Origin of the sequence: Rhodococcus sp. USK13 (genome assembly GCF_018343855.1) — a bacterium.
GTDB classification, from domain to species: Bacteria; Actinomycetota; Actinomycetes; order Mycobacteriales; family Mycobacteriaceae; genus Rhodococcus_F; species Rhodococcus_F oxybenzonivorans.
The window spans coordinates 6,050,460-6,063,376 of the sequence record NZ_CP069242.1 but is presented as its reverse complement, the minus strand read 5'-3'; the positions used below and the strand labels follow the sequence as shown (position 1 = coordinate 6,063,376).

At 66.1% G+C, this 12,917-nt stretch carries 12 protein-coding genes; 9 read left to right on the top strand and 3 right to left on the bottom strand.

Going from position 1 to position 12,917, the window contains the following annotated elements:
* Positions 1–95: 95 nt before the first annotated feature.
* Positions 96–1,259, bottom strand: coding sequence for a PucR family transcriptional regulator (locus JQT59_RS30450; protein ID WP_213573178.1), 1,164 nt, complete (start codon positions 1,257–1,259; stop codon positions 96–98).
* Positions 1,260–1,441: 182 nt separating this feature from the next.
* On the opposite strand from JQT59_RS30450, the gene JQT59_RS30445 reads away from it, so the two are divergent.
* The 6 genes from JQT59_RS30445 to groL all read left to right on the top strand — a co-directional run bounded on the left by JQT59_RS30445 (position 1,442) and on the right by groL (position 7,167).
* Positions 1,442–1,840, top strand: coding sequence for a YtxH domain-containing protein (locus JQT59_RS30445; RefSeq protein ID WP_213573177.1), 399 nt, complete (start codon positions 1,442–1,444; stop codon positions 1,838–1,840).
* A gap of 131 nt (positions 1,841–1,971) precedes the next feature.
* Positions 1,972–2,973: a zinc-binding alcohol dehydrogenase family protein gene (locus JQT59_RS30440; RefSeq protein WP_213578234.1), complete on the top strand. Its 1,002-nt coding sequence runs from the start codon at positions 1,972–1,974 to the stop codon at positions 2,971–2,973.
* A 12-nt stretch (positions 2,974–2,985) separates the two neighbouring features.
* Positions 2,986–3,888 (top strand): universal stress protein, encoded by a 903-nt coding sequence (locus JQT59_RS30435; RefSeq protein ID WP_213573176.1) that lies wholly within the window; start codon positions 2,986–2,988, stop codon positions 3,886–3,888.
* A gap of 10 nt (positions 3,889–3,898) precedes the next feature.
* On the top strand, positions 3,899–4,678 hold the full coding sequence (locus tag JQT59_RS30430; protein WP_213573175.1) for an HAD-IIA family hydrolase: 780 nt from the start codon (positions 3,899–3,901) through the stop codon (positions 4,676–4,678).
* Positions 4,679–4,758: 80 nt separating this feature from the next.
* Complete coding sequence (locus JQT59_RS30425; protein WP_213573174.1) at positions 4,759–5,313, top strand: DUF6764 family protein; 555 nt, start codon at positions 4,759–4,761, stop codon at positions 5,311–5,313.
* A 228-nt stretch (positions 5,314–5,541) separates the two neighbouring features.
* On the top strand, positions 5,542–7,167 hold the full coding sequence (groL, locus tag JQT59_RS30420; protein ID WP_109327707.1) for a chaperonin GroEL: 1,626 nt from the start codon (positions 5,542–5,544) through the stop codon (positions 7,165–7,167).
* Positions 7,168–7,255: 88 nt separating this feature from the next.
* Here the strand turns inward: groL and JQT59_RS30415 are convergent, their stop codons facing one another.
* Positions 7,256–7,459 (bottom strand): PspC domain-containing protein, encoded by a 204-nt coding sequence (locus JQT59_RS30415; RefSeq protein ID WP_213573173.1) that lies wholly within the window; start codon positions 7,457–7,459, stop codon positions 7,256–7,258.
* 150 nt (positions 7,460–7,609) lie between these two features.
* Here JQT59_RS30415 and ppk2 point away from each other — a divergent pair, with 150 nt between their 5' ends.
* The 3 genes from ppk2 (at position 7,610) to JQT59_RS30400 (ending at position 10,850) form a co-directional block, all read left to right on the top strand.
* The gene (gene ppk2 / locus JQT59_RS30410) at positions 7,610–8,539 is read left to right on the top strand and encodes a polyphosphate kinase 2 (RefSeq protein ID WP_213573172.1); all 930 of its coding nucleotides are present in this window, start codon (positions 7,610–7,612) and stop codon (positions 8,537–8,539) included.
* Between the two features lie 340 nt (positions 8,540–8,879).
* The gene (locus JQT59_RS30405) at positions 8,880–9,920 is read left to right on the top strand and encodes an alpha/beta hydrolase (RefSeq protein WP_213573171.1); all 1,041 of its coding nucleotides are present in this window, start codon (positions 8,880–8,882) and stop codon (positions 9,918–9,920) included.
* Positions 9,921–10,016: 96 nt separating this feature from the next.
* Complete coding sequence (locus JQT59_RS30400) at positions 10,017–10,850, top strand: alpha/beta hydrolase family protein (RefSeq protein ID WP_249353955.1); 834 nt, start codon at positions 10,017–10,019, stop codon at positions 10,848–10,850.
* A 38-nt stretch (positions 10,851–10,888) separates the two neighbouring features.
* Here JQT59_RS30400 and JQT59_RS30395 read toward each other — a convergent pair whose 3' ends face one another.
* Positions 10,889–12,907 (bottom strand): prolyl oligopeptidase family serine peptidase, encoded by a 2,019-nt coding sequence (locus JQT59_RS30395; RefSeq protein ID WP_213573170.1) that lies wholly within the window; start codon positions 12,905–12,907, stop codon positions 10,889–10,891.
* Between the last annotated feature and the right edge of the window lie 10 nt (positions 12,908–12,917).

The following is a 12,917-nucleotide window of genomic DNA, read 5'->3' as shown; positions in this document are numbered from 1 at the left end:
TGTCCATCATCGATCGACGATCACGCGGGGGGAGTAGCCGTTCGGCCAGTGCCGGACCGTCCACGTTGTGCAATCGGCCAGGGTGGGTCCACGGCTCAGTGCTCGCGCAGTCCGCGCAGTTTCAAATGCAGCATCAGGACGAGGCGGGTGTCCGCGTCGGAGAGGTCCACGCCGCACGATTCGACGCAGCGCCGGAGCCGGTTGCGCAGGGTGTTGGGGTGGATGTGCAGGGCTGCGGCGGCGTCGGCCACGTCGCCGCCATGGTCCAGGAACGCGCGTGCCGTGGCCACGAGGTCGGTGCCGTGCTGCTCGTCGTGCGCAAGGAGGGCGGCCAGCGGGGTGAGCGTGCCCAACCCGTCGAAGATGTCGGCCACGCGCAGCGCGAGGACCGACGCCAGCGTGTCCCGCATGGTTCCGACCACACCGCCACGGGAGGCGTGTTGCAGCGCCGCGAGTATCCGGTCGGCGTCACCGCGCGACAGATGCGCCTCTCCTGCCGTGTCGACCCCCCGCCCGACCGCGACGACGAAAGCATGTCCACTGCGCGCACGTCCGAGGAAATTCTCGGAGAGACGGCGAACCTCCTTCTCCCCGGCGGCGATCACCACATAAATGGTGTCGTCGAGTTGGGCTGCGACGGATTCGACGGCCAGCGTGTCCAGGTAGAGACCGAGGGAGGCCAGCAGTCCGGACGGCAGCGACGAGCCGAGCGTGACCGGGGCCGCCGCGGCAACCGTCATCGGACCGCTCCACCGCAGGTCGTCGGCGGCCCGGAAAGCGGGCTCGCCGCCGGTCAGGAGGGCACGGACCCGGTCGACCTGCAATCGCCGTGTGACATCGACCCGTTCGCGTTGCGCGGCGATATGTTCGGCCACGACCGGTACGGCGGACCGGAGGATCGCTTCCTGTTCCGGCGTCGGAAAGGCGGTGACGGCTGCCCAGATGGACCCCACCGGGCGCCCGCCGTCACGCACCGCGATCGCCGCCCGCGGTCGCATGTCGGGAACGTGCAGATCGACATAGATGACGTCGGTGTCGTGGTGAAGGCGTTCGAACACACCGGCCTCGGTGAGCAACTGCCGGTACCGTCCCGGCACCTGCCGGCCAAGGATGGTCCCGATCCGCGCTTCGTCCACCGCCTGCTCACCACTCGAATACGCGAGCACCGTCGAGTTCTCGTCCTCGATCGTGATCGGGGCGCCGATCAGCTCGGCCAGAGACCCCGCAACCGTGAACAGGTCTTCACCGCGCAGGTCCATGCTCGGAGCCTAGTTGGCCGGGACCGACTCGAATGGTTCCGACGAGAGGTGTTTCATCCGGCGCGGCCGAAGGTCGTCCGTCGTGGAGGAAGTTTGGGCTCGGGCGCTGAGGGCATAGCTGTGTAGCAGGGCATTGCGACGGTGATCCGTACACGTTTGTCGCACAACAGTCAGGAGAGGTCATGGAGAGAGCGTTGATTTTTGCAGCGGGGGCAGCCGTGGGTTTCGTCCTGGGCACCCGGTCCGGCAGGCAAACCTACGAGAAGATGAGGGATCAATCCCTCGAAGTCTGGCACAACCCCACCGTGCAGGAGAAGGTGAGCGGCGCGACCGAGGTGGTGAAGGAGAAGGCCCCGCACGTGCAGCACAAGGTAGGTGAGCTGGCGAAGAAGGCCACCCACCGCGACACCGACACCAGCACGGCCACCGCGCCCACCACCGGTGCGCCGCCCGTCGAAGCCACGGCTCCCACTCCCACGCCGGCTCCCACTCCCACGCCGGCTCCCACTCCCACGCCGGCGCCCACGGACTCGCCCGTTTCTCCGCCGGCGGGGGGCAAGCATACGCAGAGCCCGGGCTGACCGGGCCCGATGCGGCAGTAGGTAACCATCCCGGCGCGGCGTGCGGTCGCGACACTGCGGATTTCGTGGCGTCGGCGCCGCGCCGCGGGCATCCTGTGGGTATGGCGGCGACGCGACGCGGAATCCGGACGATGGGTGCGTGGCGCGCCGTCAGCCCCGGACCGATTGCGGGCACTCCGCTGCAGTGGGACATCGAAGCGCTCCCCGAGCCCGAGCCGGGTGAATTGCTGATCAAGGTACTGGCCTGTGGGGTGTGCCGAACCGACCTACATATCGCCGAGGGTGATCTTCCCGCGCACCGACCGCGGGTCGTTCCCGGTCACGAAGTGGTGGGAGAGGTTGTCGCAGTGGGCGACTCCGTCTCCGCGGCCTGTGCCGCCGGAGATCGCGTCGGTGTCGCCTGGCTGCGCCACACCTGTGGTCGGTGCCCGGCGTGCGGTCGCGGCCTCGAGAATCTGTGCCGGCAGTCGCGCTACACGGGGTGGGACGCGGACGGCGGATACGCCGAATTCACGACGGTGCCCGCCGACTACGCGCTGCAACTCCCGGACGGCTATCCGGACGCCGAGCTCGCGCCGCTCCTGTGCGCCGGGATCATCGGTTACCGGGCCCTCATGCGTGCCGAGGTGCCGGACGGCGGCGCCTTGGGTATCTACGGCTTCGGGGGCAGCGCCCATCTCACCGCCCAGGTTGCGCTCGCCCGCGGTGTCCGCGTGCACGTCATGACGCGAGGCGCGCAGGCACGGGCACTTGCCGAGGAACTCGGCGCGGCGTCGGTGCAAGGGGTGCGCGACACCCCACCGGAACCGCTCGACTCGGCGATCCTGTTCGCACCCGCCGGAGACTTGGTGCCCACGGCGTTGGAGGCGCTCGCCGACGGCGGCACGCTCGCCGTCGCGGGCATCCATCTGACAGACATTCCGCGGCTCGACTACCAGAAGCATCTGTTCCGGGAGCGGCAGGTCCGCAGCGTCACCGCCAACACCCGGGCAGATTCCGTCGCGTTCCTCCGATTCGCGGCGGACCATCGATTGAGGGTCGACACCCATCCCTATCCGCTCGACCACGCAGATCGGGCGCTGCGCGATCTGGCCGACGGAAAGTTCAGCGGTGCAGCAGTTCTCGAACCATAGAGGGAGAGGTACATGAGTGAATACGTGGGCCCACCGGTGGTGGTCGGCGTCGACGGATCACGGCCTGCTCTCGACGCGGCACGCTGGGCCGCGGCGACGGCAGTCCGGCTCGGTGCCCCGCTGCTGCTCGCGCATGCCTACCCGGATGGGGCGACGTTCTACAACGGCACCGCAATGATGATCGACGCGCAGTTCATCCAGGAACTTCGGGAAGACGGAAACGCGATGCTGGACACCGCCCGCACGGCCGTGCTGGAAGAGCACCCCGGACTTCCTGTCGAGACAGACCTGCGGACCGGGACCGCAGCCGCCCACCTGATCGAGTTGTCACGCGCCGCCCGGATGGTGGTTCTCGGCGCGCAGGGTGCGGGTGCCATCACGGATTACCTGCTCGGTTCGACGGTACTGCGCACGATCAACTCCGCGCAGTGCCCGGTCGCCGTGTTCCGGGGTGCCCGCGAAGCCCCGTCACCGGACCAGCGCCCGATCGTCGTCGGTGTGGACGGCAGTGACGTCAGCGAACTCGCCGTCCGCCAGGCGTTCGCCCTCGCCTCGGCGTTCGGCGTCGGACTCGAGGTCGTGCACGCCTGGAGCAGCGAGCGGCGGCACGGGCTCGCACACGCGTCGAAATACGTTGACTGGGCGGCGTACGAAGAAGCGGAGCGGGCCGTCGTCTCCGACTGCCTCGCCACCTGGGCCGAGGGCTACCCCGACGTGCAGGTGGCCGGGACAACCACGGAGGGCGCACCTGCCGACGTCCTGATCCGGCACGCCTCTGCCGCGCAATTGCTCGTGGTGGGCAGCCGCGGCCGGGGCAAGGTGCTCGGTGCACTGCTCGGATCGGTCAGCCAGAATCTCGTGCACCACGCTCCCTGCCCCGTTGTGGTCTGTCACGCTCAGCGGTCGCCCGGATAGGCTCGACCCCATGACTGCGGTCGAGGGAATCCTGTTCGATATAGACGGAGTTCTGGTTACTTCTTGGCATCCCATCGACGGCGCGGCCGACGCCGTACGCGAGGTGCGGGATCGGGGACTTGCGTGTGCGTATCTCACGAATACAACGTCGCGGACGTGTGACGAGATAGCGGGTGCGCTGCGGAACGCGGGTATCGACACAGAGCCCGGCGAGATCGTCACCGCCGCTCGCCTCACCGCCGAGTACCTCCGCACCACCTACCCGGGCGCGCGGGCCTGGGTGCTCAACAATGGTGACATCACGCCCGACCTCGCCGGCATCGAACTCGACGAGGACGATCCGCAGGTCGTCGTGCTCGGTGGCGCAGGCCCCGAATTCACCCATCGCGCGCTCAGCCGGGTAGTGGAGTTGATGCTCGACGAGATTCCGGTGGTGGCCATGCATCGGGGGACGACGTGGGCAACCCGCGACGGACTGTGCATCGACACCGGCGCCTACCTTCCGGGCCTGGAAGAAATTGCGGGAACGAACGTCGTCTCGGTCGGCAAGCCCTCGCTGGCCGCCTTCCTCACCGCAACCGAGCTCATGGGCACCGACCCCGAAGCGGCCGTCATGGTCGGTGACGATCTGACGGGTGACGTCCTCGCCGCACAACGGGTAGGCCTGACCGGTGCGCTGGTGCGCACCGGCAAGTTCCGGCAGTCGATTCTCGACCTTGCTGTGCAGCGCCCCGACCACGTCATCGACTCGGTCGCGCAGCTCCCCGAGCTGCTCGACGGACTCGCCTGAACACCCTCTGGGACTAACCGGCCGGGAGCGGGTACTCTCGCGGCGAATCCTCCAAATCGACGTTCCCAGAAGGAGCTTCCATGCTCGCTGTCTCCACGCCCGCCACGTCCACCGCCTCGGCCACTCGTACCCGCATCTCCTCTTTGTTCGGCCGCCGGCTGGCGCGTGCGGGAGCGGCGATGGTCGTCGGGCTGGGTGTCGCGGCGGGACTCTCGGTGGCCGGTGCCGGTGTCGCCGGTGCCGCCCCCGTCACCTGTGTCTCCCCGCCGTCCGTCAACGACATCCAGGTGTCGGACACGGCGAGCTGTGGTGCCAAGGCGACCGAGGCCGGTGTCGCGCGGGCGACGGCCATGGAGAGCGGGACCGCGGTGAGCGTCGCCAACGGGCACGGCTCCACCACCACCTATGCCAACGGGTTTGGAACATCTCTGGGTGCGTCGACGGGTTCGGGTCAGGCGTATGCCGTGTCGCTGGGCGGCGGCATCGCGCGGTCCGGGGCGGCTGACGGCACCACCACCGTGGCGATCGCCGGCTGGGGGTCGGGCGCCAGCTCCGACGCGAACGGCGTCGACTGCGTCGGTGCCCTGTCGCTCGCGTTCAACCTCAACACGGGCCAGGTCTGCGCCATGCGCTGATCCTCTGACCCGGTGGTCTCGTCCCGACCTTGCACTCACCCTGGTCGAGTGCTAGAAATGCACTTGGCACTCGCGACACGTGAGTGCCAGGTCGGGATGGTGAGACCGGGAACCTAGACACCCCTGGTCGTCCGTCGCGGGCACTGACCCCGGCCCAAGGCGTAAATGGGGCGACCCGGCAAGCGGCCGTCCTGTGTGTCACCCCCCAATCCGGAGGATCACTTCGCAATGGCCAAGATCATCGCGTTCGACGAAGAGGCCCGTCGCGGCCTCGAGCGAGGACTCAACGCCCTCGCCGACGCAGTCAAGGTGACGTTGGGCCCCAAGGGTCGCAACGTCGTGCTCGAGAAGAAGTGGGGAGCTCCCACGATCACCAACGACGGTGTTTCCATCGCCAAGGAGATCGAGCTCGAGGACCCCTACGAGAAGATCGGTGCCGAGCTGGTCAAGGAGGTCGCCAAGAAGACGGACGACGTCGCCGGCGACGGAACCACCACCGCAACCGTGCTCGCTCAGGCTCTCGTGCGTGAGGGCCTCCGCAACGTTGCTGCCGGCGCCAACCCGCTCGGCCTCAAGCGCGGCATCGAGAAGGCCGTCGAGGCCGTCACCGCGCGTCTGCTCGAGACCGCCAAGGAGATCGACACCAAGGAGCAGATCGCTGCTACCGCTGGTATCTCCGCCGGCGACCCGTCCATCGGTGAGCTCATCGCCGAGGCCATGGACAAGGTCGGCAAGGAAGGCGTCATCACGGTCGAGGAGTCCAACACCTTCGGCCTGCAGCTCGAGCTCACCGAGGGCATGCGCTTCGACAAGGGCTACATCTCGGCGTACTTCGCCACCGATGCAGAGCGTCAGGAAGCCGTCCTCGAGGACGCGTACATCCTGCTCGTGAGCTCCAAGATCTCCACCGTCAAGGACCTGCTGCCGCTGCTGGAGAAGGTCATCCAGTCGGGCAAGCCGCTGGTCATCATCGCGGAGGACGTCGAGGGCGAAGCCCTGTCCACCCTGGTGGTCAACAAGATTCGTGGCACCTTCAAGTCCGTGGCCGTCAAGGCCCCCGGCTTCGGTGACCGCCGCAAGGCGCAGCTCGCCGACATCGCCATCCTCACCGGTGGCGAGGTCATCAGCGAAGAGGTCGGCCTCTCCCTGGAGACCGCCGGACTCGAGCTGCTCGGCCAGGCTCGCAAGGTCGTCATCACCAAGGACGAGACCACCATCGTCGAGGGTGCCGGCGATTCCGACGCCATCGCCGGTCGCGTGAGCCAGATCCGCGCCGAGATCGAGAACAGCGACAGCGACTACGACCGCGAGAAGCTGCAGGAGCGCCTGGCCAAGCTGGCCGGTGGCGTTGCAGTCATCAAGGCCGGTGCCGCCACCGAGGTCGAGCTCAAGGAGCGCAAGCACCGCATCGAAGATGCCGTGCGTAACGCCAAGGCTGCCGTCGAAGAGGGCATCGTTGCCGGTGGTGGCGTGGCCCTGCTGCAGTCGGCCCCCGCGCTCGACGACCTCAAGCTCGAAGGTGACGAGGCCACCGGTGCGAACATCGTTCGCGTCGCCCTCGAAGCTCCGCTGAAGCAGATCGCCTTCAACGCCGGCCTCGAGCCCGGCGTCGTCGCCGAGAAGGTCCGCAACCTGCCCGCAGGTCACGGCCTCAACGCTGCGAACAACGAGTACGGCGACCTGCTCGAAGCAGGCATCAACGACCCGGTCAAGGTCACCCGCTCCGCGCTGCAGAACGCAGCGTCGATCGCGGCTCTGTTCCTCACTACCGAGGCCGTCGTCGCCGACAAGCCGGAGAAGGCCGGAGCGCCCGCGGGCGACCCGACCGGCGGCATGGGCGGCATGGACTTCTGAGTCCGTACCACCCGCTCCACCCGAACACCCCGAAGGCCCGGGACTCCCGCAAGGGAGTTCCGGGCCTTCGGCCTTTTGCCCCGTGCGCCTACTTGGCGGGCATCAGCATCCACGCTGCCACGTAGACGAGAGCCGCGGTGCCGCCGGTGACGAGCGTGGCGACGACGGCCAGGAGTCGGACGAGGTTGACGTCGGCACCGAAGTATTCGGCGATGCCGCCGCAGACGCCGGCGAGCATTTTCTGGTTGTCGGAGCGGGTGAACTGGCGAGGAGTGTTGCTGTCGAATGTCATGCGTCCAGTCTGCTCAGCCCGCTGGTAGCGCACATCGGGATGTACCCCGATCTCCACCCTGGTCTTTCACCCCGACATCGTGCTGAGAGCGCGTTTCCCGTTCACGCCCGGGTCACTTCGAGGACGCCTCACGCCGCTAGATTCCGCCCCATGACCGACATCGACGAACGCCCCGGCTTCCTCAGCGCGTACGCGGATCTGGCTACTGCCGTCGACCTCCGCGACACCTCCGCGTTCAGGGTCGACGACGAGGACGACGATGATCCCGTGCTCGTCACGCTCACCGACGGTCTGATCGTCGATACCTGGCGGGAGGGCTTTCCGTACGAGGAGCGGATGCCCCGCGACGAATACGAAGTTGCCAAACGGTTGCTCCAGATCGAACTGCTGAAGTTCCAGAACTGGGTGAAGGACACCGGACGCCGTCACGTCATCGTGTTCGAGGGACGCGACGCCGCCGGCAAGGGTGGCACCATCAAACGGTTCATGGAACACCTCAATCCGCGCGGTGCGCGTGTCGTGGCACTCGAGAAGCCGTCGGTGCGCGAGTCGACCCAGTGGTACTTCCAGCGTTACGTGCAGCATCTCCCTGCGGCAGGTGAGATCGTGTTGTTCGACCGGTCGTGGTACAACCGCGCCGGCGTCGAGCGCGTCATGGGATTCTGCAGCGCAGACGAATACGACAGGTTCCTGCATCAGACGCCGCTCTTCGAACGCATGCTCGTCGACGACGGTGTCAGCCTCACCAAGCTGTGGTTCTCTGTCTCACCACTCGAGCAGCGGACCCGTTTTGCCATCCGTCAGGTCGATCCGGTTCGCCAGTGGAAATTGTCCTCGATGGACATTGCCTCACTGGATAAATGGGGCGCCTATACCGCGGCCAAGGAAGATATGTTTCGCTTCACGGACACCGATATTGCTCCGTGGACGGTAGTCAAGAGCAATGACAAGAAAAGAGCGCGCATCAATGCAATGAAGTATGTTCTGTCGCTGTTCGATTACGAGAACAAGGACTTCGAAGTGGTGGGGACGGTAGATCCGCTGGTCGTGGGCCGTGCCAGCCAGGTAATTGGCGAATAACCCGATGATCTTTCTTCCGAACGCCAGGTAACTATTCGAGATATGTCCGCGAAATTTCTTTGGTCTTCGCCTTCGGTCGGGTACAAAGAGTGAAGCGCCGACCCATGGCGCAGATCGAAAACCAACACAGTCGATCGGGAGAGAAAAATATGTCCACTCAAATCCTTGGCCTGCTCGATATACTCACCGGACTTCTCGACTTGCTGACGGGGTCATCAGAGGCGTAGACAGCGCGTCTCCACCAACATCCAGTTGAGAACTGGAGCCCACATGACACACTGTGGGCTCCAGTTCTCGTCTCTTCGGAGTCGGGCAGGCGGCTTCGCAGCAAAGGAGAATAATGGGCAACCGCACGGCAGCGGGTAGGTACGGGGTTCGGCTGGCACTCGCGCTCGCCCTCGCAGCGGCTCTTCCGTGGGCGGGGGCGCAGGCTGTGTCCGCAGACCCGGTGGATGACGCGACCGTCGCCGACGGCAGCTCGCGACTCCTGCGTACCGAGAAGATCGACGATCGGCAGTTGACGATGCACGTCTACTCGGCGTCGATGGACCGCGACATTCCGCTCCGGGTGATCACGCCCGCGGACACCAGTGCCCCAAGGCCCACGCTGTACCTGCTCAACGGCGCGGGTGGCGGCGAGGACTCCGCAACCTGGCAGGCGAAGACCGACGTGGTCGATTTCTTCGCCGACAAGAACGTCAACGTCGTCACACCGATGCAGGGCGCCTTCAGTTACTACACGGACTGGCGGCAGGAAGATCCCGAACTGGGCAACAACAAGTGGACGACGTTCCTCACCCAGGAACTCCCGCCCATCGTCGACGCCGAGCTGGGCACCAACGGTGTCAACTCGATCGCCGGAATCTCCATGGCCGGCAGTTCCGTACTGAGCCTCGCGCAGTCGGCACCCGAGCTGTACGAAAGTGTCGGCGCCTATAGTGGCTGCGCCATGACCAGCACCGACCCTGGTCGCACGTATGTCCGGATGGTCGTCGAATCCCGCGGCGGCGGCGACACCAGCAACATGTGGGGCCCCGTGGACGACCCGGCCTGGACGGCCAACGATCCGTACCTCAATGCGGAGAAGCTGCGCGGCCTCGACATCTACGTCAGCAACGGTTCCGGCATTCCGGGGCCGAACGATCGCCTCGACGGTCCGGGGATCAACGGAAACGTCGAGACGTTCGCCAACCAGATCATCCTCGGCGGGGCCATCGAGGCGGCGACCAACCAGTGCACCCGGGCGCTGGCGGACAAGCTGAACGAGCTGCAGATTCCCGCCACCTTCGACTTCCGTCCCGTCGGCACCCACTCGTGGCCGTACTGGCAGGAGGACCTCCACAAGTCGTGGCCCCTCCTGGCGTCCTCGATCGGCCTGTAGCCACCGGGCCGGACACCACCGTCCTCGTGCACTGACTTGTGTCTCGACCCCTGCGGATCGCGAATCCGCGGGGGTCGAGCCGTCTAGTCTGGCGGAGTGGAGACAGTACCGATCCAGATGCCCGACGGAACGACCACCCCGGTTCGCCTGTTTGCCGGGCGGGACGACGCACCCGTAGTCGTGGTGTTTCCCGGCCTGGGAATTCCTGCCGGCTACTACGAGCCGTTCGCCGAGGAGCTGATGTCCCGCGGATTCAATGCGGCCATCGGCGAACTACGCGGACAGGGTGACAGCCGTCCCCGTCCGAGCAGTGCCAGCAGGTACGGCTACCACGAGCTGGTGTCGGTCGACTTTCCCGCCATCTTCGAGGTGGTGCGCGAACATTTCCCGGCTGCGACGCCGTTCCTGTTGGGGCACAGTATGGGTGGTCAGCTGGGCGTGATGTACGCGGCGCGGATTCGTGGCCGGCTCGGCGGAATCGTGCTCGTCGCGTCGGGGTCGCCATATCACCGGGGATTTCCCGGAATGCACTCGCCGCGAATGCTCGTCGGTGCGGCCGCGATGTCGATGACGGCCAATCTCGCCGGTTTCTGGCCGGGCGGCAGGCTGGACATCGGCGGGTTCGGCAGGCAGTCGAAGGTACTGATTTCCGACTGGTCCCGTTTCGCGCGCACCGGGAAGATCGAACCCGACGGCGCAGACATTGACTACGAGGAACGGATCGGCAGATTGAAGCTGCCCGTCCTGTCGGTGACTATCGAGGGCGACGACCTCGCGCCGGGTCCTTCGGCGAAGAATCTCGTCGCCAAACTCCCACATGCCGACGTCACCATCTGGCACAACCCGCGACCGCAGGGTCACAACGGGTGGATCCGGGAGCCAGTCGACACGGTCGATCGGGTCGTCGACTGGATCCATGACCACACCTAGCCGTGAGTACTTATTAACATGGGGTGGTTAAGAAGTACTCACGGGCGGGTGAGTGTGCGCCACAGGAACATGAACGTCAGCGCCGACTTGAACGCGGCCTGAGCGTTGTCCGCGGCCCCGCCGTGTCCACCTTCGATGTTCTCGTAGTACCAGACTTCGTGGCCCTGCTCCTCGAGGAGCGCGGTCATCTTGCGGGCATGGCCCGGATGGACCCGGTCGTCCCGCGTGGAGGTGGTCACCAGAATCGGTGGGTACTCGGCGGTGGCACTGGTGTTCTGGTACGGCGAGTACTCGCTGATGAACTTCCAGTCCTCGGGATCGTCGGGGTCGCCGTACTCGGCCATCCACGACGCCCCGGCCAGCAGCAGGTGGTACCGCTTCATGTCGAGGAGCGGTACCTGACACACGATCGCCCCGAAGAGTTCGGGGTAGCGGGTCAGCATGACGCCCATCAGGAGACCGCCGTTGCTTCCACCTTGAGCCGCGAGTTGCTTCGTCGTGGTGATGCCGCGCGCGACCAGGTCGCGCGCGACTGCGGCAAAGTCCTCGAACACTTTGTGACGGCCTTCACGGACGGCCTGGGTGTGCCACGACGGGCCGTATTCGCCGCCACCGCGAATGTTGGCGACGACGTACGCACCTCCGCGTTCGAGCCAGGCGAAGCCGACCGACCCGCTGTATCCCGGCACCATCGAGTTCTCGAACCCGCCGTATCCGTACAGGAGTGTGGGGCACGGGCCGTCGGCGTCGTCGCGGCGTACGACGAAGTACGGGATCTCCGTTCCGTCGTCTGATGCGACGAAGTACTGGGACGCCGAGATACCGTCGGCGTCGAAGAAGGAGGGCGCCTGCTTGACAGGTTCCAGCGGTCCGCCGACGGTGCCGTAGAAAAGAGTTGCGGGAGTGGTGAATCCACTGCTGTTGACGAAGAAATTGTCCCCGCTGCGCGCATCCGTGCTGATGACACCACTGGCCGTGAGTTCCGGCACGCCGTCGAGCGGCTTCTCGTCCCAGCCGGTTTCGGTGGGCGTGAGCACCGACAATTTGGTCTGCACGTCCGAGAGGGTGACCAGAAGCAGGTGGTTGCGAGTCCACGTGCCCTGTTCCAGGGACGTGTGCTCGTCGGGTGTGAACAGCGGCGTCAATTCCCGCGAGCCGGCGAGATAGTCGGCGTAGTCGGTGACGAGCAGCGAACCCGCGGGATAGATGGTGCCGTCCACCTCCCAGTCGGTGCGCGGGCGGACCGTCAGCCAGTCGCGGTAGACGGACGTTCCCGCGTCGTCGGGCGTGTCGATGCGCAACAGCGAACCGTCCGGCAACAACTCGTACCGTTCGGAGTTGTAGAAGTCGATCGATCGGCCGACGAAGTGCCGCTCGTATCCTGGAGTGTCGTCATAGGAGGCGCCCACCGACACGTCGGTGCTCTCGCCCTCGAACACGGTGACCGCCTCGGACAACGGGGTACCGCGATGCCAGCGCTTCGCGATCCTCGGATAGCCGGAATCGGTCATCGAGCCTTCACCGAAGTCGGTGCCCACGTAGACGCTGTCCTCGTCGATCCAGCTGATGCTGGTCTTCGCTTCCGGGACGTCGAAAGGATTGTCCGTAACGAATTGCCGTGTGCCCAGGTCGAACTCGCGAACCACGGATGCGTCGGCGCCGCCCCGCGAGAACGACAGCAACGCGCGCGTCTGTGCTGGGCGCAGGACACTCGCCCCTGCCCACACCCAATTCTCACCCTCACGCTCGGCGAGTTCGTCGACGTCGAGCAACACGTCCCACTGCGGATCCTCGGAGCGGTATTCCGCCAGGGATGTGCGCCGCCAGATTCCGCGCTTGTGCTCACCGTCGCGCCAGAAGTTGTACAGATAGTCACCGCGCAGGGAGACGTAGGGAATGCGCGCGTCGGTATCCAGCAACTCCAGGATCCGGCCCTCGAGCTCGGAGAACTCCGAGTTCTCGGTGTACTCGCCGACGGTCCGCGCGTTGCGTTCCCGCACCCAGTCGAGAGACCGGTCAGCGGTGACATCTTCGAGCCAGAGATAAGGGTCCGTCATGACGGCCATT

Excerpts from the sequence above, each read along its gene's own strand:
- JQT59_RS30450 (WP_213573178.1), bottom strand. The coding sequence starts at position 1,259 with ATGGACCTGCGCGGTGAAGACCTGTTCACGGTTGCGGGGTCTCTGGCC.
- JQT59_RS30445 (WP_213573177.1), top strand. The coding sequence starts at position 1,442 with ATGGAGAGAGCGTTGATTTTTGCAGCGGGGGCAGCCGTGGGTTTCGTC.
- JQT59_RS30440 (WP_213578234.1), top strand. The coding sequence starts at position 1,972 with ATGGGTGCGTGGCGCGCCGTCAGCCCCGGACCGATTGCGGGCACTCCG.
- JQT59_RS30435 (WP_213573176.1), top strand. The coding sequence starts at position 2,986 with ATGAGTGAATACGTGGGCCCACCGGTGGTGGTCGGCGTCGACGGATCA.
- JQT59_RS30430 (WP_213573175.1), top strand. The coding sequence starts at position 3,899 with ATGACTGCGGTCGAGGGAATCCTGTTCGATATAGACGGAGTTCTGGTT.
- JQT59_RS30425 (WP_213573174.1), top strand. The coding sequence starts at position 4,759 with ATGCTCGCTGTCTCCACGCCCGCCACGTCCACCGCCTCGGCCACTCGT.
- groL (WP_109327707.1), top strand. The coding sequence starts at position 5,542 with ATGGCCAAGATCATCGCGTTCGACGAAGAGGCCCGTCGCGGCCTCGAG.
- JQT59_RS30415 (WP_213573173.1), bottom strand. The coding sequence starts at position 7,459 with ATGACATTCGACAGCAACACTCCTCGCCAGTTCACCCGCTCCGACAAC.
- ppk2 (WP_213573172.1), top strand. The coding sequence starts at position 7,610 with ATGACCGACATCGACGAACGCCCCGGCTTCCTCAGCGCGTACGCGGAT.
- JQT59_RS30405 (WP_213573171.1), top strand. The coding sequence starts at position 8,880 with ATGGGCAACCGCACGGCAGCGGGTAGGTACGGGGTTCGGCTGGCACTC.
- JQT59_RS30395 (WP_213573170.1), bottom strand. The coding sequence starts at position 12,907 with ATGACGGACCCTTATCTCTGGCTCGAAGATGTCACCGCTGACCGGTCT.